Origin of the sequence: Cochlodiniinecator piscidefendens, assembly GCF_011326755.1 — a bacterium.
Taxonomy (GTDB): Bacteria; Pseudomonadota; Alphaproteobacteria; order Rhodobacterales; family Rhodobacteraceae; genus Cochlodiniinecator; species Cochlodiniinecator piscidefendens.
Genome location: NZ_JAAOIE010000010.1, coordinates 55842 through 74471, shown reverse-complemented (window position 1 = coordinate 74471; position 18630 = coordinate 55842). Strand labels below are relative to the sequence as shown.

At 49.0% G+C, this 18630-nt stretch carries 17 protein-coding genes; 10 read left to right on the top strand and 7 right to left on the bottom strand.

Features of this window, described 5'->3' with window-relative positions; genetic code table 11:
* Nucleotides 1-20: 20 nt before the first annotated feature.
* Together hpaE and G9C99_RS17155 are read right to left on the bottom strand one after the other, a co-directional pair.
* Nucleotides 21-1529 (bottom strand): 5-carboxymethyl-2-hydroxymuconate semialdehyde dehydrogenase, encoded by a 1509-nt coding sequence (gene hpaE, locus G9C99_RS17160; protein ID WP_166418763.1) that lies wholly within the window; start codon nucleotides 1527-1529, stop codon nucleotides 21-23.
* Nucleotides 1529-1918 carry a 5-carboxymethyl-2-hydroxymuconate Delta-isomerase gene (locus G9C99_RS17155; protein WP_166418762.1) on the bottom strand — a complete coding sequence of 130 codons (390 nt, stop codon included), beginning with the start codon at nucleotides 1916-1918 and terminating at the stop codon, nucleotides 1529-1531. The genes hpaE and G9C99_RS17155 overlap by 1 nt, the downstream gene beginning before the upstream one ends.
* A gap of 93 nt (nucleotides 1919-2011) precedes the next feature.
* Between G9C99_RS17155 and hpaR the strand changes: the two genes are divergently transcribed.
* The gene (gene hpaR / locus G9C99_RS17150) at nucleotides 2012-2464 is read left to right on the top strand and encodes a homoprotocatechuate degradation operon regulator HpaR (RefSeq protein WP_166418761.1); all 453 of its coding nucleotides are present in this window, start codon (nucleotides 2012-2014) and stop codon (nucleotides 2462-2464) included.
* A 179-nt stretch (nucleotides 2465-2643) separates the two neighbouring features.
* Here the strand turns inward: hpaR and G9C99_RS17145 are convergent, their stop codons facing one another.
* On the bottom strand, nucleotides 2644-3996 hold the full coding sequence (locus tag G9C99_RS17145; RefSeq protein ID WP_166418760.1) for an aminotransferase class III-fold pyridoxal phosphate-dependent enzyme: 1353 nt from the start codon (nucleotides 3994-3996) through the stop codon (nucleotides 2644-2646).
* A complete protein-coding gene (locus G9C99_RS17140; protein ID WP_166418759.1) occupies nucleotides 3993-4823 on the bottom strand; it encodes an IclR family transcriptional regulator in 831 nt (276 codons plus the stop codon). Before G9C99_RS17140 ends, G9C99_RS17145 begins: the two co-directional genes overlap by 4 nt.
* Before the next feature lie 104 nt (nucleotides 4824-4927).
* Here G9C99_RS17140 and G9C99_RS17135 point away from each other — a divergent pair, with 104 nt between their 5' ends.
* The 9 genes from G9C99_RS17135 (at nucleotide 4928) to G9C99_RS17095 (ending at nucleotide 14427) form a co-directional block, all read left to right on the top strand.
* Nucleotides 4928-5863: a tripartite tricarboxylate transporter substrate binding protein gene (locus tag G9C99_RS17135; protein ID WP_166418758.1), complete on the top strand. Its 936-nt coding sequence runs from the start codon at nucleotides 4928-4930 to the stop codon at nucleotides 5861-5863.
* Nucleotides 5864-5921: 58 nt separating this feature from the next.
* A complete protein-coding gene (locus G9C99_RS17130) occupies nucleotides 5922-6458 on the top strand; it encodes a tripartite tricarboxylate transporter TctB family protein (RefSeq protein WP_166418757.1) in 537 nt (178 codons plus the stop codon).
* Between the two features lie 9 nt (nucleotides 6459-6467).
* Nucleotides 6468-8000 carry a tripartite tricarboxylate transporter permease gene (locus G9C99_RS17125; protein ID WP_166418756.1) on the top strand — a complete coding sequence of 511 codons (1533 nt, stop codon included), beginning with the start codon at nucleotides 6468-6470 and terminating at the stop codon, nucleotides 7998-8000.
* A 4-nt stretch (nucleotides 8001-8004) separates the two neighbouring features.
* A complete protein-coding gene (locus tag G9C99_RS17120; protein ID WP_166418755.1) occupies nucleotides 8005-9489 on the top strand; it encodes an aldehyde dehydrogenase in 1485 nt (494 codons plus the stop codon).
* Entirely contained in the window at nucleotides 9486-10157 is a 672-nt protein-coding gene (locus tag G9C99_RS17115) for an HAD-IA family hydrolase (RefSeq protein ID WP_166418754.1), read from the top strand. Before G9C99_RS17120 ends, G9C99_RS17115 begins: the two co-directional genes overlap by 4 nt.
* Nucleotides 10150-11439, top strand: a complete 1290-nt coding sequence (locus G9C99_RS17110; protein WP_166418753.1) for an aspartate aminotransferase family protein — start codon at nucleotides 10150-10152, stop codon at nucleotides 11437-11439. Before G9C99_RS17115 ends, G9C99_RS17110 begins: the two co-directional genes overlap by 8 nt.
* Nucleotides 11436-12377 carry a phosphotransferase enzyme family protein gene (locus G9C99_RS17105; RefSeq protein WP_166418752.1) on the top strand — a complete coding sequence of 314 codons (942 nt, stop codon included), beginning with the start codon at nucleotides 11436-11438 and terminating at the stop codon, nucleotides 12375-12377. The genes G9C99_RS17110 and G9C99_RS17105 overlap by 4 nt, the downstream gene beginning before the upstream one ends.
* A 23-nt stretch (nucleotides 12378-12400) precedes the next feature.
* Nucleotides 12401-13642 carry a Tm-1-like ATP-binding domain-containing protein gene (locus G9C99_RS17100; RefSeq protein WP_166418751.1) on the top strand — a complete coding sequence of 414 codons (1242 nt, stop codon included), beginning with the start codon at nucleotides 12401-12403 and terminating at the stop codon, nucleotides 13640-13642.
* 218 nt (nucleotides 13643-13860) lie between these two features.
* Nucleotides 13861-14427, top strand: coding sequence for a Rieske (2Fe-2S) protein (locus G9C99_RS17095; protein WP_166418750.1), 567 nt, complete (start codon nucleotides 13861-13863; stop codon nucleotides 14425-14427).
* Between the two features lie 68 nt (nucleotides 14428-14495).
* Here G9C99_RS17095 and G9C99_RS17090 read toward each other — a convergent pair whose 3' ends face one another.
* Genes G9C99_RS17090 through G9C99_RS17080 form a run of 3 tightly spaced genes read right to left on the bottom strand, consistent with a single transcriptional unit; the run spans nucleotide 14496 to nucleotide 18572 of the window.
* The gene (locus tag G9C99_RS17090) at nucleotides 14496-15278 is read right to left on the bottom strand and encodes an inositol monophosphatase family protein (protein ID WP_166418749.1); all 783 of its coding nucleotides are present in this window, start codon (nucleotides 15276-15278) and stop codon (nucleotides 14496-14498) included.
* Between the two features lie 35 nt (nucleotides 15279-15313).
* Complete coding sequence (locus tag G9C99_RS17085; protein WP_166418748.1) at nucleotides 15314-16384, bottom strand: ABC transporter ATP-binding protein; 1071 nt, start codon at nucleotides 16382-16384, stop codon at nucleotides 15314-15316.
* A 19-nt stretch (nucleotides 16385-16403) separates the two neighbouring features.
* A complete protein-coding gene (locus G9C99_RS17080) occupies nucleotides 16404-18572 on the bottom strand; it encodes an ABC transporter permease (protein ID WP_166418747.1) in 2169 nt (722 codons plus the stop codon).
* Nucleotides 18573-18630 lie beyond the last annotated feature (58 nt).

Sequence of the window (18630 nt, the reverse complement as noted above, 5' to 3'; positions counted from 1 at the left end):
CTGTGTCCCAGCGAAGGGCTTCATTTACCCAATTGCATGATTTTGTGCTGTCCAAGGGCAAATCCGACGTGTTTTTGCTCCATGTAGAATTCAAAACTCCAATCGCCGCCATCACGGCCGATGCCTGATGCTTTGACCCCACCAAACGGGGTGGGGAGGTGGCGTACGTTTTCTGAATTCACCCAAATCATGCCCGCTTCGAGTTTATCCGTAAAGCGCATGGCACGTGTCAGGTCATTGGTCCAAACGTAACCCGTTAGGCCGTAGTCCGTGTCATTCGCCATCGAGAGTGCTTCTTCTTCCGTGGTAAAAGGAATGGAGGTGAGAACCGGACCAAATATTTCTTCGCGAGCAATACGCATATCATTGTTTGCATTGGTGAACAAAGTTGGGCGTATAAAAAATCCTTCGTCGCCAATTTTGACGCCGCCCGCTGCTACGGTTGCGCCGTCCTCTTTGGCGATGTCAAAATAGCTGGTCACTTTATTGTAGTGTTCTTCAGTGACCAGCGGACCAATTTCAGTCGCGGGGTCAAGCGGGTGGCCAACCTTAATATTGTTGATGCGTTCAATCAGCCGCGCTTCAAATTCCTCTTTGATTGTGTCTTGGATGAACAGTCGTGATGAAGATGTGCAGCGTTCTCCGTTGATTGAATAAATCATAAAGATCACCGCATCGAGTGCACGATCAAGATCAGCGTCATCAAAAACAATAACCGGATTTTTACCTCCAAGTTCCAGATGCATCCGCTTTAATGTATCTGCACCCTGTTTTGTGATGATTGATCCAGTTCTGCTTTCACCAACGAAAGCGATAGCTTTAATCGCAGGGTGTTCAGTGAGGCGTTTGCCAGCGTCATGACCATACCCATTGACGGTGTTTAGAACCCCTTTGGGCAGGCCAGCCTCTTCGGCGATTTCAACCAAAAGGCGTGCGGTCAATGGTGAATCTTCTGCAGGTTTATGGACGACTGTGCAACCCGCTGCTAACGCCGGGGCAATCTTCCAGGTGGAAAGCATGAAGGGGGTATTCCACGGTGTGATAACGCCAACTGGGCCAATCGGAACGCGACTGGTGATATTCATCAAAGTTGGTGACTTTAAATGCTGGCCGTCACGCGCCTGAACAACTTGATCTGCAAAATAGCGGAAGTTTTCAGCACCACGTAAGGCGGCTTTTGACATAAACCTAAGCGTCTGTCCGGTATCCCAGCATTCGCACAGCGCAATTTCTTCGGCACGCGCCTCGATAGCTTCAGCGACTTTGATAAGGATTTTTTTCCGCTCAAGCGCAGGTGTGTCTCGCCATGCTGGAAAGGCGTCAGCAGCAGATTTGGCCGCTCGGTTTATGTCGGCCTCGTTGCCTCGGGCGACTTTGCTGATTTCGGATTTGTCTACTGGAGAAATAGTTGTAAATTCTCCGCCCGATCCAACGCAATCTTCGCCGTCAATGCGATTCAAAATGCCTGTGTCACGAAACCGCTCCAAATAGCCGTTTAGTTTCTCAATATTTGTCTGCAGGTCGGACATTAGCCTTCTCCTGAAAGGAATTTTCGGATCGAGTTGAGTTTAGGGCTGAGGTCTGGATCAATATCGCGCATCTCCATTGACAAGGCGATGGGGTGCTTATCCATGACCTCGGAGAGGAAAGTTTCAGCGGTTTGAAAAATGGCCTGTGTCGCAGCTTTGCGAACTTCAAGCGTGCGGCCGCCGCGCAATCTGACTGATAAGTCTATAAAAGCACGATCAGGCTGCCCATCAGCGATGGAGTAGTGATCGCAAGCAAATGCACGGACGCGTATCCCAGCCATCGGAAAGACACCGGTTTCAATTCCTGCCGCACGCAAGGCATCACAAAGACCTGCAATGTCGACGAGCGATTCCAGATTGCGTGAATATTCAATGCTAAAGTGTGGCATGTTTTTCTCCATTTAGTACACTTGTTAAGTAATTTGAGGCGTGTGTCAACTACTTGTGTTGTTAATTTTCTTCGCCCCACATATAAAACTCTTATGGATCAATCGTCAGACACTAAAATTAGAGCCCGAAGCACGTCCCGTACTCTTCCTATTGCCTTGTTGCGGGCCCGGGAAACAGTGATGTTGCCGATCAGGGAAATGCTTCAGGAAATAAACCTGACGGAACAAAAGTGGCGGATTTTGCGCACCCTGGATGAAATGGGGGAGGTTGAGCAAAGCGCCATTTCGAAAGAAGCCTGTATGCTCTTGCCGAGTCTTACGCGTACTCTCCGAGCTATGGAGGCAGAAGGACTAATTCTGCGGCGGCAAGACGAGGAAGATAAAAGGCGTACGCAGGTTCAAATTTCTGACAAAGGTCGCGGTCTGTTGGCTGATAACATCCTGCAAGCCCTGGAGGTTTATGCCGCGATTGAAGATCAGTTGGGTCGAGAAAAAATCACTCACCTGTTGGATCTGCTTGAAGAGTTGCGGAATGTCAAAGTTTAGAGCGCCTGTAGGTAACAATAAATAGTCGGGATATGAAAGTCTGGTGCTTGACTTATTTAGAGGACCGGGATGACCCTTCACGAGGGAATAAGTGATAAAATACACTAACTTTGAAACTATCGTTGCGACGATAATTCTGGGCAAGGCCCCGCCCGAAGGACGCGCGGGGATTAAGTGTTTTAAATGCTTCCGAGGCCAGTATCGATGGCAGATAAAATCTTTTCCACGTCGTCAGACGTGATCACCAACGGTGGAGAGAGGATAATGTTGTTGCCTGAAACGCGGACCATCACGCCGTCCTCATATGCAGCCTTTTGGATACGAACGGGCGCTTCTTTTGCTACCGGCGTTTTGGTTTCGCGATCAGAGACAAGTTCTAACGCACACATTAACCCTTCGCCTCCGCGCACGTCGCCGACCATATCGTGTTTTTGGCCCAGTTTTTGCAATCCTGCGAAGAGCTGATCTCCGCGTGCCCCGGCATTTTTCCAAACTTGGAGGCGGTTGATTTCTGAAAGAGCGGCGAGGGCTGCAGCCGCTCCGACCGGATGTCCTGAATAGGTGTACCCTTGGTCTACAGAGCCAAGACCACTGGTATCTTTCTCAAAGACCTCAGCGACGGATTCGTGGATCATCGCGGCACCAAACGGAAAGTAACCGTTGGTGATGGCTTTGGCTGTTGTCATGATGTCAGGTTGAACACCCCAGTGGCGGGCACCACTTTCACTGCCCGTGCGACCAAAGGCGGTAATGACTTCGTCGGAGATAAGCAAAATACCATGTTTGGTACAGATTTCGCGGACCATAGGCATAAAGCTTTTATGAGGTGGAATAACTCCACCGGCCCCGAGAACAGGTTCCATAATAAATGCCGCGATTGTATTCGCACCCTGAAACGCAATTTCAGCCTCTAACGCGGCAACGCAAAGCTGCGCTAGTCGTTCAGGGTCCGTTTCGTTGAACGGATTTCTGTAGGTGTAGGGCGCGGGGATGTGAAAACAACCCGGCAAAAGTGGCTCGTAAACATTCCGGAATTTGGCATTCCCGTTCACCGATGCGCCGCCAAAGTGGGTGCCGTGATACCCCTGCTTTAAGCTGATAAATTTAGTGCGCCCAGCTTCACCACGGATACGGTGATATTGGCGGGCTAGCTTCAATGCAACCTCAACAGAATCTGACCCACCAGATGTGAAAAATGCACGCGTTAACCCGTCGGGTGCAAAGAACTGCGCTAACTCGTAAGAAAGCTCAATTGCTTTGTCGTTTGTCGTGCCACGGAAAGTGGAATAATAGGGGAGAGCATTCAGCTGCTCGCAAATGGCATCTTTGACGGGTTGGCAGGAATATCCCAAGTTCACGTTCCAAAGCCCGCCAACTGCATCAATTGTTCTGTGGCCGTTCACGTCGGTGATGCTTACACCTTCGCCACCCGTCAAAATAGTTGGTAGATTTGTCTGGCTATCGGCAGGATGAGCCATCGGATGCCAAAAATGCCTGGCGTTGTTTTCTTTGAGAAAGTTTGAATCTTTCATATTTCGGTCTCCATTTCGCTACCAGCATTCGAAGGCAACATATTAAGAGTTTCATTGAACTGTTTAGGGTAGGCCGCCGGAGTCAGTCCGCCAAAAGCGACGGTTATGTCTCGGGATGCAATCTGAAGAGATTGCAATATTTCTGTTCTTAAGGATGGAGTGACACGACTTTGGGGAACGGCGCAGGCAATTGCGCCGATGGCAATTTGATCTGGTCCGAATACAGGCGCTGAAAACCCATGAACGCCTGCTTCGCGCGCACCGGGGCTCTCCGCCCAGCCGGATGTTTGCACCTTTTGAGCGTAACGCAGTATTTGGCTTGGGTCGGTGATTGTGCTGTCGGAATAACTTGGAAGAATTTGGTTTTTCAAATGTTCTTTTAGGGTTTCTGGTCCGAAAGCGAGCATAATTGCGCCGGATGCAGTCGCGTGTATTGGTAAGATTTCAGACGGGATAAAGGTAACGCGTACGCTGTGAAATCGGCTTTCTTCGACAGCTGCGTTTTGGAGCTCGTTGCCATTCAGAAGTGATAGGTGCAGCGATTCACGTGTAATGACCGCCTGTTCTTTCATGATCTGATGCGCCGCAACCAATACTGGTTTTGTAGCTTCGCGTACGCCTGCCAAGCGTAACGCGACTGGTCCGATAGAGTAGAGTTTTGTTGTTGGGCTTTGCTCAAGCAATCCGTATTCGCACAATTCTTTGAGGTGTCGCAAAACGGTAGCTTTATTCATATTTGTCTGCCGCACTACCTGAGATAGGCCCAGCTCAGGCTTCGCGATTGTAAAATAATCTAGCAACTTCAATGAATTAAGCGTTGTTCCCATTTCGTGATCCTCATTCTTCAAATATAACTTGACAGAAAACACTTAACACCGCAACAATAAATATGCAATCAAGGTTCAAATAATGAACCAAAGGGAGGAAGAAAATGATACATAAATTACTGTATTCGGGAGCCGCTCTGGCACTATCTGCAACTGTTGCGCTAGCCGAATACCCCGAAAAACCGGTGTCTTTTGTTGTGCCTTGGCCTCCGGGCGATCTTGAAGATGTATTGACACGGCTAATCGCGGACGAATTTCAATCTATGTACGGGGTGCCCGCTGCAGTGGTGAATAAGCCCGGCGGCGGTGGCGGTCCTTTTCCCGGCGCAGTTGAAGTCGCTACAGCGCCTGCAGATGGGTATACCATCGGTTCGTTTGTGACAGATGTTCCTATTGGTGGACCACAGATTGGCATCCCTGAGTTGTCTCCAAACCCGTTTGAGCCAATTGGCATCTTTATGACGTATCCATTCGTCATTGCGACCAGTAACGACGCCCCCTATTCGACGTGGGAAGAACTAAATGCATATGCACAAGATAACGGTGTAGCGCTCGGGCATTTTGGATCGTTTCTTCCGCCCACACAGGTAACATTTGCCGCGGCAATCGAGAGCGGATTTGACTTTAGCAGCGAAGCGGCATTTGATGCGTTGGACTGCAACACCTTGGCATCAGGCGACGTTGACGTAATCAATACAACGTTGCAGTTGATTTTGCCTTGCTTGGATGACGTGACGGTTCTTGCGAGTATCGGGAATGAACGCATTAGCTTAACACCCGACAGCCCAACGGTGAGTGAACTGGTCCCTGAGTTATCGGTTGCTCTCTGGAATGGTTTGTTCGTGCACAAAGACACACCTGAAGATGCCCGCGAGAAAATCGCGGCAGCAGCGCAGGTCGCCTTACAATCCGAAGCCGCACAAAACCTAATCGCGGAAACTGGTGTGTTGATCTACTGGCAAGATGCCGCAGAAGCGTCTGCTCAGATCGAGGCTGACACCGCAGTCCTAGGCAATATCGCTGAAATGCTGGGCGAATAAATCTGTCTGCACTGCGCGATTGGGCGCAGTGCAGTTTGCAGAAAATGAGGAGTACGTCATGTTGACCAAAACACTTCAAGATTTGTTCAAACGTTATAGACGGCCAGGCGATATTGTGTTTGCTGTCGTTTTTTTGTTATTTTCCTTGTTTCTGCTTTCGCAACTTGGGGAGCAAACCCAAGTTGTTAATCGAACAAAATGGTTTGCTCAGCCATCGCTTTGGCCGCGTATCGCTATCTATTGTATGGTTGTCTTTGCAATTTTACATATGGTGAGTTCGGCCGTTTCGCCACGTATACCCGGCCGTTGGCCAGAGGTCATATTCTGGTTGCGATCTTTGGAATATGTCGCCTATTTCTTGATATATGTTATCATGGTACCATGGATTGGATACCTACCCTCAACAGTATTGTTCGCTGTATTTTTGGCGATCAGAGTTGGGTTCAGAAATAAAACGACGTTGATGGCGGCTGTAGCGTTCGGAGTTGTGGTGCCCGTCATTTTTCGTGCCGGGCTACAAGTCCGTGTGCCTGCAGGGGCTGTGTACGAATACCTGCCAGATTCCATCCGCATATTTTTCCTTACTAACCTCTGAGGCATATTCATGGATGTATTGTTATCGGGCTTTTCGATCCTTGCGCAGTGGCAGGTTATTGTAGCCCTCTTTATTGGCTCCATTGGGGGTGTGATCATCGGAGCATTGCCAGGTGTTGGGGCGGCTGTAGCCATTGCTATTTTGTTACCGGCAACGTTTTCCTTTGAACCAATCGTTGGTCTTACGCTGTTGTTGGGGATTTATGGTTCCTCAATGTACGGGGGGGCAATCCCCGCGATTTTGATTAACACTCCCGGGACTGCAGTGAATGCCTTGACCACCTATGATGGGTATCCGATGACCAAACGTGGGCTTGGGCATCGCGCATTGTCTCTGGCGTATTCGGCTTCATTTTTTGGTGGAATATTTTCGATCCTATGTTTGATGGTGTTGTCGCCGGTGCTTGCATTGATCGCCCCACATTTTGGCAGCAGAGAGATCTTTCTAGCAGCGTTTATGGGTATCTTGCTTGTTGTGTTGGCGCACAGAGGACAGACATTTGCTGCGGCGATGCTCGCTGCGTTCGGATTGTTTTTAAATACAGTTGGCCTTGAGCCGGTTAAGTATACCCGTCGCTTTACCTTTGATCAAAGCTGGCTTTCGTCGGGGATTGATTTGATCGTTGTTGTGCTAGGGTTGTTTGCGATTTCGCAGGCGCTGTTGTTGCTGTTGGAAAGCGATCATGCACCTGAAAAGGCTGATGTTCAGGGTAACTTGTTTTCCGGCCTGAAGGAGTTATTGGGACTGAAACGCATAGCAACGGTTTCATCATCAATCGGCGTGATAATGGGTATGATCCCTGGGGTAGGCGAATTCACTTCGCAGTTTTTATCTTACACTTACGCGCAGAAAACGTCGAAAACCCCTGAGAAGTTTGGTGATGGGTCCGAGGAAGGATTAGTGGCTTCGGAGGCCGCTAATAACGCTGTTCCGGGGGCTGCGATGATCCCATTGTTGGCACTTGGTATTCCAGGTGAAGCTCTCACCGCAATGATGTTGTCCGTGTTTTATGTGCACAATGTGATCCCGGGACCCCAGTTGTTTGAAAACCAGATGGATTTCGTGATGGCGCTTTATATGGCGCTGATACTACTAAACGTAATTGTCTTGGTGTTTTTACTCTTCTCCACCAATATTCTCCTTAAAGTCATTCAAATTCCAACCCGCTTTTTGGGAATTATGATCCTTACGCTCGCGTTTGTTGGTGTCTATTCGCTGCGAAATTCGATAACCGATTGCGCGCTTGCAGCGGGGTTTGGTGTATTTGGATTAATCTTAAAAAGATTGGACTTACCTGTCGTGCCAATCATTTTGGGAATGGTTCTAGGCGGAATTATGGAAGTGAAATTGCGCAGTGCGATGGCACGCGTGCAAACACCATTTGATTTTATTGATAGGCCAATTGCGATGATCCTATTCATCATGATTTTGCTCATTGTTGCAGCTCACATCCGCACATTGATTTTTGAATACAAGAATAAACTCCGCCCCCAGCCGACAACCGTTGCTGTGGATGCGGACCACCCCAATCAACAAGGGTAACTTCATGGAACAAAGTGCAATCAACGCGTTAAGAGCGCAATCACTGTCGCCGCGCGGCCATTTTATAGATGGTCGCGGTCAGGCGGCCTCCGACGGCGCTACAGAGAGTGTCATATCACCGATTGATGGCAAAGTTATTACCCAAATCGCATCTGGAACGCCTTCAGACGTAGATCAGGCCGTTGCCTGTGCCCGGCGTGCATTTGAGGATGGACGTTGGTCCAAGACGGCTCCTTCTGCGCGGAAAAAGGTATTGTTCAAGCTTGCGGATTTGATTGAACAACGCGCGTTGGAAATTTCTGTGTTGGGCGTGTTAGATAATGGTACCGAAATCAACATGGCATTTAAGGCAGAAGCGATGTCCGCCGCTGCGACCTTTCGATTTTATGGAGAAGCTCTCGACAAAGTTTACGGTGAAATTGCACCTACATCCCCTGATGTGTTGGGGCTAATTCACCACACGCCGGTTGGTGTTGTTGGAGCTATTGTTCCTTGGAACTTTCCTCTGATGATAGGTAGTTGGAAAATTGCGCCTGCTCTTGCTGCCGGGAACTCTATCGTATTGAAACCTGCAGAAAGCGCCTCTCTGACTTTGTTAAAAATTGCAGAACTGGCAGTCGAAGCAGGATTACCAGAAGGCGTGTTTAACGTAGTGACCGGGCGCGGGAGCGTGGTCGGCGAGGCGCTCGCGCTTTCAATGGATGTCGATATTATGGTCTTTACTGGGTCAGGTACCACCGGACGTCGATTGTTAGAATATTCTGCGCGTTCAAATCTCAAAAGGTGTTATCTTGAACTTGGCGGGAAATCTCCCAACATCATCTTTGCTGATGCTCCTGATTTGGCGAAGGCAGCAAGAGAATCTGCTGCAGGAATTTTCCGAAATTCTGGACAGGTATGTATCGCTGGGTCTCGGTTATTGGTTCAAGAAGATATTCATGAAGAATTTGTCGCTGAAGTCTGCCGCCATGCAGAAAATTATCGGGTAGGTGACCCTCTGAATTTGGATACGCAAATTGGAGCGGTGCATAGCCTGTCCGAACTTGAGGCCAACCTTGAATTTGTCGAAAAAGCTGAAGTAGAAGGCGCGCAGCTGCGGACCGGTGGCGTTCGTATCTTAGGCGAAACGGGGGGGTATTATATGCAGCCAACCGTAATGACGGATGTTAAAGCCGAGGATAATTTGTTTCAAAACGAAGTGTTTGGGCCGGTGTTAGCAGTCACATCGTTTAAGACTGAAGAGGATGCTCTTCGACTAGCCAACGCCACTGATTTTGGCCTTTCCGCCGGGGTTTGGACTTCTAATTTGAGCCGCGCACACCGCATGGTTGCTGGTATTCGTTCAGGGATCGTGCACGTGAACACATATGGGGGCTCTGATCTGACTGTACCGTTGGGGGGCGTCAAACAGTCGGGTAACGGACATGATAAGTCGCTCCATGCGATGGACAAATATTTCGACCTTAAAACTGCATGGATAAAGCTATGACAAAAGCGGTAATTTTCGATTTTGGCGGTGTTGTTACACGTACCTTGTTTGAAACCCATGATCTGACGGAACGTGCTTTGGGCCTGCCGAGTGGAAGTTTGCAATGGCGTGGGCCATTTGATCCGGCATCTGACACATACTGGCGCGCGATGCAGGCGGATGACATCAGTGAACGAGATTACTGGATGAAGCGCACACTGGAGACAGGGGCGTTGATTGGTGAAAACTGGACACAAATGGCAGACTTTGTCAAAGCTGCGAGGGGGGCTCATCCAGCTGAAGTTATACGCCCTGAGTTTCTGAGCTTTGTAGAAGATGCAAAGAAGTCCGGGGTTAGATTGGCAATTCTATCCAACGAACTTGACTTGTTTTACGGCGTTGAGTTTCGCGAAAAATTGCCGTTTCTCGCTGATTTCGAGCTGATCCACGATGCCACTTATACGAAAATCCTAAAACCGGATCCAAAAGCTTACACAGCGTGTCTAGACGATCTGGGGTTGCAAGCATCTGAGTGCGTATTTGTTGATGATCAGTTGCGTAACATTAATGGAGCGAATGCAGTAGGTTTGGTTTCAGTTCATTTTGACGTCCAAAATCCTGCAGGTAGCTTTTTAGAGATTTATCGCAAGACAGGAATGCCTCAAGCCGAAGGAGGCAATTATGCATAGGTCAAATGCTTCACTGACAAAAGATCGTGCACGGCTTCTTGGTCCAAACTTTTCTACTTTTTATGATGATCCTATCCACATTGTTCGTGGCGAAGGAGTCTGGTTATGGGATGCGGATGGTCGAAAGTACTTAGATTGCTATAATAATGTTCCCCACGTGGGGCATTGCAATCCTCGTGTGGTTGAGGCGATCACTCGGCAAGCGAGTACGTTGAATACGCATACGAGATATTTGCATGAAGGTATTCTTGAATATGTCGAGCGCTTAACCGCAACGCTGGATGATAGTTTATCAACCGCAATCATGACATGCACAGGGTCTGAAGCAAATGATATCGCATTGCGAATGGCGGAGGCCGTCACCGGGAACCGGGGCATCATCGCAACTGATGCGACATATCACGGTAACACGGCCCTTGTTAGCCAACTTAGCCGCAGTAATGTTCCTGAGGTAGGGTTTGGTTTAGATCAGTTTTTTAGGTTTGTGGAAGCGCCGGATAGTCTTCGAATTTCCGACCCTGACGGAACTAAGTTTGCGGAAAAGGTTGCTGAACGCGTCTCTGAGTTGCAAAAAAGCGATCATGGTTTTGCTGCTTTGGTGCTGTGCCCGTATTTTTTGAATGAAGGGTTTCCAACACAGGCGGAAGGTTGGTTGAAGCCAGCGGCAGAGGTCGTGCGAAAGGCAGGCGGGCTTTTGATTTGTGACGAAGTCCAGTCGGGCTTCGGGCGCATTGGAACCCATTTCTGGGCCCATGAAAAGCAAGACGTGGTTCCCGATGTGTTGGTGTTGGGAAAGCCGATGGCAAATGGTCATCCCGTGGGTTGTGTCGTAACAAACGAAGATACGATGGCAGCTTTCAGAACCAAGTTTAGATATTTTAATACATTCGGAGGAAACCCGGTTAGTTGCGCTGCGGCTATGGCTGTCTTGCAAGAATTGCAGGAAAAAAACCTGAGAGAGCACGCAAATGCCGTTGGGGAATATGCCAGAACACGTTTGACAGAGCTGCAGTCAAAATATGACGTTATTGCGGATATTCGCGGCACAGGTATGGTTTTCGGTGCTGAAATGGTTGCTGACCGCGCGACAAACCTCCCGGCGTCTGAATTCACGGATAGGGTTGTGAATGCGATGCGACACCAGGGCATAATTTTATCCAAGCTGGGACGTCACAAAAACGCATTAAAAATTCGACCACCTATGCCCTTTTCAATCGAAAACGCAAAACTTCTGTTTGATACGCTCGATGAGGTTTTGGCACGAATGTGTTTGTCTGCATGAAGGGAATTGTTGGAAAAGCGCTAAGGCTCTGGGGTCTGTCACGCGCAGAATGGACATTGGTTGCAGCGCGAGAAAACCATGTTTATCGCGTCGATTTGGATGGCAATACTTATGCCCTGAGGTTGCATCGCAAACAGTTGCGCACGAACGCGGAATTGAGATCAGAATTACAATGGATGAATGAACTTGGTGCGGGGGGGCTTATTGTTCCGAAGCCGGTTCCAGCCGCTGACGGTGCATTTTTGCAGTTGATTGATGGCGTGCAAGTTGATGTGCTTACTTGGTTGCGAGGCGCGCCTGTTGGGGCAACAGGGCAGGGACTAGCACATGCGGACAGACAGAAACTCTTTGTTGGAATTGGCCGAGAAATGGCTCAACTTCATAGTGTTAGTGACGCGTGGGTTGTTCCCACTGGGTTTACCCGTTGGTCATGGGATCGCAAAGGCTTAGTTGGTGAAACACCTCTATGGGGGAGGTTTTGGGAAAATCCAACGTTGGACGCCAAAGGTAAACGGTGTCTGGAGGATTTCCGGAATAAAGCACAACAGGACTTGGGGAATTTAGAGAATAATTTAGATTTCGGATTAATCCATGCGGATCTGGTCCGCGAAAATGTGATGCTTGATGGGGATAAAATTCAGCTGATCGACTTTGATGACGCTGGGTTTGGGTATCGTTTGTTTGATGTTGCAACGACTTTAATCAAAAACCGTAACGAACAAGATTATGAGCAATTAAAAGCGGCGTTGCTTGCGGGGTATCGGCAAAAACGTGCGCTGGATACCCAACACCTTAATCTGTTTATGGCGCTAAGGGCCACAACATACGTGGGTTGGATCGTATCACGTATGAACGAAGATGGGTCAGCCATACGCAATGTTCGCTTTATCGAAGCCGCGCTAGAGCTCGTTGAGCAGTATCTTGAAAATTCTGGATGAACCGAGAGACAAGGGAGAACGACATGGCAGATAAAACCATTCTGTTGATCGGAACTTATGATACCAAAGAACCAGAAATGCGGTTCATTGAAGAATGCATTCGCGCACAGGGTGCGGCTGTATTGACTATGGATGTATCGGTATTGGGCGATCCAACGGCCTCAACTGACATTAGCAAACATGATGTTGCCGCCGGCGGTGGCATGACAATTGACGAAGTCATTGGGCAAGGTGATGAAAACAAGGCGTTCCGAGTTATGTCTGCCGGGGCAGTCAAAGTGATTGAGGCGGCGTATGCAGAAGGTCGATTTGATGCGATGCTGGCCACTGGTGGCACTATGGGGACTGACTTGGCGTTAGATTGCGCTCAGGCTTTGCCCATGGGCGTGCCAAAATACATCGTTTCAACCGTAAGTTTTTCGCCGCTTATTCCACCCCATAGATTGGCCCCCGACATTCAGATGATCCTTTGGGCGGGGGGGCTCTATGGGATGAACTCCATTTGTAAATCCTCCCTTAGCCAAGCGGCCGGAGCTGTGGTCGGAGCCGCAAGAGCCGCAATAAAACCTGACCAAAGCAAACCAATGATTGGAATGACGTCTTTGGGGTCGTCATGCCTACGATACATGAAAACGCTAAAACCGGCATTGGAAGAGCGCGGCTTTGAAGTGGCTATTTTTCATACTACAGGCATGGGCGGTATGGCGTTTGAAAAACTGGCGTCTGAAGGGGCGTTTGTTTGCGTTATGGATTTCAGTATGCAGGAGTTCGGCAATCTGATGGCGGGGTCCCTTGTTTCGAGCGGCGAAGATCGACTGACAAATGCGGGACAAGCTGGAATACCGCAAATGGTTGCTCCGGGTGCGCTGGATTTGTTGGATTTTGCTGGGTGGCAAAAGATACCTGAGCAATACGCAGATCGTCCGTTCCACGAACATAATCGGTTAATTAAGAGCTCTGTTTTCAACGGAGAGGAACGCCGGGCATGGATACGTGAAATGGCTAGCCGCCTAGAAGATGCCAAGGCCCCAACACACTTTTTCCTACCGACCGGTGGTGTCGAAGCATGGGATCAAGAAGGTGGGGAAGCGCACGACCCCGAAGCGTTAGCGGAAATGGTAGATGAAGCGCGAAGAGCGTTTACAGGTCGCGTAGGGATGACAGAGGTTCAGTCGCACATCAATGATGTAGCCTTTAGCGAAGCTGTGCTCAATCTGTTTGATCAATGGGTGCATGATGGAATAATTCAAACAAACAGCAGCTAAGATTTATCGCTTGTCGTGGTGGATCTGGGGTATTTTATAGCCATCAATGGCGACTAAAGCCCTACATGCCAAAGTGCGGCCCGATGCATGTGCGTTGAAAATTAATTTTCGGAAAGCTTTAGTCAACGGAGTGCGTAAGTTTCTAGCTAGGAATTTTGCGCCTCCGACACTGATGTTTTCCTTCCTTCGGGAGCAAGCTTCTAGTACGTGTTTGTACTATGCATCGCCCTCAAATTCTTTACATTATTACTGTGCTGGCTGTTCTGTTCGTGTTTTTAACGGGCATATTGCAACTTGTGCGAACAGGTTTGCCTACAGCCGATGTCGTTGCAGAAGAAGAGGCACTGCGGCCTTTGATAGCAATCTCAGATTTTGAACCTGGGCAAGTTGAAATCGTATGGTTGAACAACATGAGAATAATTGTATGGCGGCGAAGTGAGGCCGATAAACAGATAGCTTTAGCTCAAAACAATCCTGATGCTTGGACGCAGCGATACTCGAGTGTTTTTGGGCAATCAGAAGCAGTTTTTGCAGATGATGGCAACTTGACGCTAGACCATGAATGGTTTTTTGCCTTGGCAGAATTTCCGAGTAGATTTAGCTACATTCTGTTGCGAGCAGGTGATTTTGAGGGCTTTTTTGAGGGGCGGTATGCAGGGCACTTTGACCTTTCAGGGCGTATTCGAAAAGGCGGTCGGTACGGCAATCTCACGATCATAAATGCTGGATATTCAGCCGATGGGCAAAGCATTCAGCTCAACCTCGATGGCCTTCCCCAAAACTGACATCCATTTTGTTGCTATTGGCTGCGGCGTCGCACCGTTGTGTGATGTATGAACACTATAACTACGTATTAAGGTGTTGAACTTACCACATATTTGATCGCATCATGTATATAACCATTAGATGCTAAAATCCTGCTGCCATGTGAAAGAAATGTTTCGATATCATCACATTCTACATGACCACCAGCCTCTTGGATTATAAGCATCCCAGCAAACGCATCCCACGCATTGAGGTGTTCCTCATAGTAGCCCTCAGCGCGTCCTAGTGCCACGGTGAGTAAACTGATCGTGGCGACACCATTCCGGCGGTATTCCATGCCGTTTCGAAAACATCCATCAAGAAGGTGTAGATAATTCGCAACTGGGCGGCGGCCTGATCGCCCGGTCATCAGAATGGAATGTTCTAAGGCAGAGATTTGCGAAACCTCAAGGTGCATGTCGTTCAAAAACGCACCTTTTCCACGTTCGGCCCATGCAGTGGATTGCAGGTCTGGGGCGCAGATCACTCCGATTAAAATGTCAGCGCCGTTACAATAAGCAATGGATACGGCCCAATCGGGAAATCCGCGCATAAAGTTTGTCGTACCATCAATGGGATCAACTACCCAATAGTTCTGACCGGAGCCGCTAAGCCCTTCCTCTTCGCCTAGAAATGCGTCTTCGGGAAAGGCGGCGGCCAGCTTGCTTCGGATCAGGGCTTCAACGGCTTTGTCGGCGTTAGTTACAAAATCCTGCTGCCCTTTCGTCTGAACAAAATCCTCTGTTGCTTCGGCTCGCATAGATTGGGCAAGTTTGCCCGCTTCTTCAGCAAGCGAAATGGCGAATTGCAGTTTGGTGTTTTCATTTGGCATACATTGGGCCCTGTACAAAACATAGGTGAGTTGGATTAACCTGCGTCAGTTGCCACAAGGCGCATACGGGTCTGATCAAGCTGAACAGAAACATCATCGCCTTGTTGGAAAGGATCGTTAGCGATTGGGCTCACAACGAACAGTGAGCCGTGATCGGTTTCTACGGTGTATTGAATTTCTTTACCCAAATAGGCCGCATAGCTAATTGATCCACGTAAACCGGGCGTGGATGGTGGTGTTAGTCGTATTTCATGGGGGCGTAGAACCAAGTTTGCTTCACCCGAAGTGAAGTCACCTGAAGGCACGGCATAGGCAGTGTCACCCAAGCGAACCTGCGCCAATTGTTCGGCAACTGATGTCACTTCGCATAGTGCAAGGTTGGCGTCGCCGATAAAATCAGCAATGAAAGATGAGTTAGGCCGTTCATATAGATCGTGTGGTGCGCCCTCTTGGGCGATTTCTGCGTTTTTCATAACCACAATACGGTCGGATACAGCCATGGCCTCTTCTTGATCGTGCGTCACGTAAACGGCGGTTAATCCAAGGCGTTGCTGAATTTGACGAATTTCTTCGCGCACGTGACGGCGTAGTTTTGCGTCGAGGTTTGATAAAGGTTCATCAAGTAGCAAAACCTCTGGCTCCAGCACAATGGCACGGGCGACTGCGACACGTTGCTGTTGGCCCCCAGATAGTTCGCTGGGTAATCGATCGCCAAAACCTTTAAGTCCCACCAACTCAAGGCCGTGTTCTGCTTTTTGGGCAGCTTCGGTCTTTGGCATCGATTTGACCGTTAAGCCGTACGCAACATTTTCGCGCACTGTCATGTGCGGAAACAGGGCGTATGATTGAAAGACCATAGAAACTTTTCGATAGGTTGCGGTCAAATGTGTCACATCTTCGCCGCCGATGTGAATTTTACCGCTGGTTGCCATTTCCAACCCTGCAATAAGTCGCAGCGTCGTTGTCTTTCCGCATCCACTCGGCCCAAGTAGTGTCACGAGTTGCCCCGCATTTATCGTCAGATCGAGGTTTTTTAGAGCGGTGACAGTGCCGTATTTTTTCACCACGCCATCAAACCGCACGGTACCTGTATTGTTCGTATTCATCATATTCTCCTGTGCGGTATCAGCTGGGTTGTTGGACGCGGTCAGTGCGACGCAGTCGGCGGGTACCAATGAGCAATTGCAAAAGTAAAATCGCGATCAACATGGTGACAATCAAAACGGCGGAATAGGCGATGGCGATGCCAAATTCGCCGTTTTCCACACGACCGACAATGAATGACGTCGCCATGTTGTGTCGTGCGCTGACGAGAAAGATCACTGCGCTAACCGATGTAATTGCGCGCACAAAACTATATGTCAAAGCGGCTAAGATTGCAGGCCCCATCAAAGGCATGATTACCCGTCGTACAGTGGTAAAACTGTTGGCACCAAGAGTAGTTGAGGCCTCGTCCAAGCTGCTGTCGAGTTGTGACATCGCGGCAATCCCACCCCGCACGCCGACAGGCATGTTGCGAAACACAAAGACGATAATCAGGATAATGCTGGTACCGGTCAGTTCAATCGGTGGAAAATTGAAGGCCATGATATAGCTGACCCCAATGACCGTACCTGGGATGGCAAAGCTGAGCATTGTTGAAAATTCAAATGCCTCTTTGCCTACAAATTTTTGCCGGACCAATAGGTAAGCTGTCGAAAGGCCTATTAATGCGGTCAGTGGCGCAGCGATACTTGATATTGTCAGGGTGGTGAAAAAGCTATCCCAAGCCACACCAGTAAAGCGCCAGCCATTGCTGAAATCAATTCTGAACGCGCGAAGATAGTGTTCAAACGTGAAAGAATGATTGTAACCCCAAAGTTTAACAAAGCTTCCGAAAACGATCATGGAATATACAACGACGGTTAGTGCTGCCCACGGCAAAGCGGTCAGATAACAGAGCGCTTTTACGCCGGGGCTGAGGGACGCATTTTGCCCTGAATCAGCTTTACCAGTTATCGTCGCATAGGATTTCTTACCAACCCACTTTCGCTGCAATAAGAATGCCGAAAGGGTGAGCGTAAGCAAGGCGATGGATAGAACGGCAGCGTTGGCGGGATCTGCTACAGATCCTACAATGGCAAAATATATGTCCGTTGAGAGTACGCCGTAGTTTCCGCCCAACACCAATGGGTTTCCAAAATCTGCGAGGCTTTCAATGAAACCAAGCAAAAAAGCATTTGCGAGTCCGGGTCGCATTAGCGGCAAAGAGACCTGCCTGAAGGTTTCCCAGCGATCAGCGCCTAGGGTTTGTGAAGCTTCCTCCATTGATGGGCTGACACCTTGGACAACGCCAATCAAAACCAAAAATGCGATCGGGGTGAAGGACAAGAGTTGCGCAAAATAAACGCCCCAGAATCCATAGAGCCAACGGGTGCGCGAAATATCGAAAAAATCTGCGACGAATGCGGTGATGGTTCCATTGCGGCCAAACAGCAGGATCAAGGCCAAGCCAATCACAAAGGGTGGGGTGATAATTGGAATAATTGTCAGTACACGTAGCAATTTTTTCGCGCGAAATTGTGTTCTCGTCAGGATCAAAGCAAAGGAAAGCCCTAACAAAGTTGTTCCTGCGCCGGTCATCGTTGCCAAGAATAAGGAATTAATGGCGGTTCCGCAGCTTCGGCCGCCAGTCAAACACTGCAAGCCCCAAATGCTGCTACTAAAGAAACGTGGAAAGAAGCCATAAAATGAATAGCCGTCTTCGACCTGAAACGCGCGAATAAGAATGTGAAGAACTGGGTAAAATACAAATACGGCGACCAATGCAATGATGAGGCCAATCATGCTAATTACAAACGCATCGCCTTGTGCTTTGCCTGTCTGCGTCAGCGCGTTGGTGAGAATGAACAAGAGGGATATCAAACAAAGGCCAGCCCCTAGTCCAAATCCCAGTTGACCGTCTATGGCGGCAGTCCCTTCGAACAAACTGTTCAGAATGCGAGGGCCAGAGCGTACGATGATCAAACCTTGGATCATCGTCAGGACCAACCCGATGGCCGCCCCGAGAACGCTTAACTTCGCGCGGCGCACTGGGTTTTTAACGCTTAGCTGAATACAGGATATGTATAGCCCTGCAAGCAATGGACCAATTAACCACCACTGCCCATCCTGAACTATCAGCCATAATGCAGTGGTTGGGGTTGCACCCACAAGCCATTCAGATGACAGAAATCCATCATTCGTCATATGCCATGGCAATACAGCAAAACCTATGAATAGGGCGATAAGCCAAATCACGATTGTTCGTTTCATCGGACACTCAATTTTTAAGGGGAAGGCCGTGATACCCGTTTCTCGGCATCACCAAAGA

Excerpts from the sequence above, each read along its gene's own strand:
- hpaE (WP_166418763.1), bottom strand. The coding sequence starts at position 1,529 with ATGTCCGACCTGCAGACAAATATTGAGAAACTAAACGGCTATTTGGAG.
- G9C99_RS17155 (WP_166418762.1), bottom strand. The coding sequence starts at position 1,918 with ATGCCACACTTTAGCATTGAATATTCACGCAATCTGGAATCGCTCGTC.
- hpaR (WP_166418761.1), top strand. The coding sequence starts at position 2,012 with ATGGATCAATCGTCAGACACTAAAATTAGAGCCCGAAGCACGTCCCGT.
- G9C99_RS17145 (WP_166418760.1), bottom strand. The coding sequence starts at position 3,996 with ATGAAAGATTCAAACTTTCTCAAAGAAAACAACGCCAGGCATTTTTGG.
- G9C99_RS17140 (WP_166418759.1), bottom strand. The coding sequence starts at position 4,823 with ATGGGAACAACGCTTAATTCATTGAAGTTGCTAGATTATTTTACAATC.
- G9C99_RS17135 (WP_166418758.1), top strand. The coding sequence starts at position 4,928 with ATGATACATAAATTACTGTATTCGGGAGCCGCTCTGGCACTATCTGCA.
- G9C99_RS17130 (WP_166418757.1), top strand. The coding sequence starts at position 5,922 with ATGTTGACCAAAACACTTCAAGATTTGTTCAAACGTTATAGACGGCCA.
- G9C99_RS17125 (WP_166418756.1), top strand. The coding sequence starts at position 6,468 with ATGGATGTATTGTTATCGGGCTTTTCGATCCTTGCGCAGTGGCAGGTT.
- G9C99_RS17120 (WP_166418755.1), top strand. The coding sequence starts at position 8,005 with ATGGAACAAAGTGCAATCAACGCGTTAAGAGCGCAATCACTGTCGCCG.
- G9C99_RS17115 (WP_166418754.1), top strand. The coding sequence starts at position 9,486 with ATGACAAAAGCGGTAATTTTCGATTTTGGCGGTGTTGTTACACGTACC.
- G9C99_RS17110 (WP_166418753.1), top strand. The coding sequence starts at position 10,150 with ATGCATAGGTCAAATGCTTCACTGACAAAAGATCGTGCACGGCTTCTT.
- G9C99_RS17105 (WP_166418752.1), top strand. The coding sequence starts at position 11,436 with ATGAAGGGAATTGTTGGAAAAGCGCTAAGGCTCTGGGGTCTGTCACGC.
- G9C99_RS17100 (WP_166418751.1), top strand. The coding sequence starts at position 12,401 with ATGGCAGATAAAACCATTCTGTTGATCGGAACTTATGATACCAAAGAA.
- G9C99_RS17095 (WP_166418750.1), top strand. The coding sequence starts at position 13,861 with ATGCATCGCCCTCAAATTCTTTACATTATTACTGTGCTGGCTGTTCTG.
- G9C99_RS17090 (WP_166418749.1), bottom strand. The coding sequence starts at position 15,278 with ATGCCAAATGAAAACACCAAACTGCAATTCGCCATTTCGCTTGCTGAA.
- G9C99_RS17085 (WP_166418748.1), bottom strand. The coding sequence starts at position 16,384 with ATGAATACGAACAATACAGGTACCGTGCGGTTTGATGGCGTGGTGAAA.
- G9C99_RS17080 (WP_166418747.1), bottom strand. The coding sequence starts at position 18,572 with ATGAAACGAACAATCGTGATTTGGCTTATCGCCCTATTCATAGGTTTT.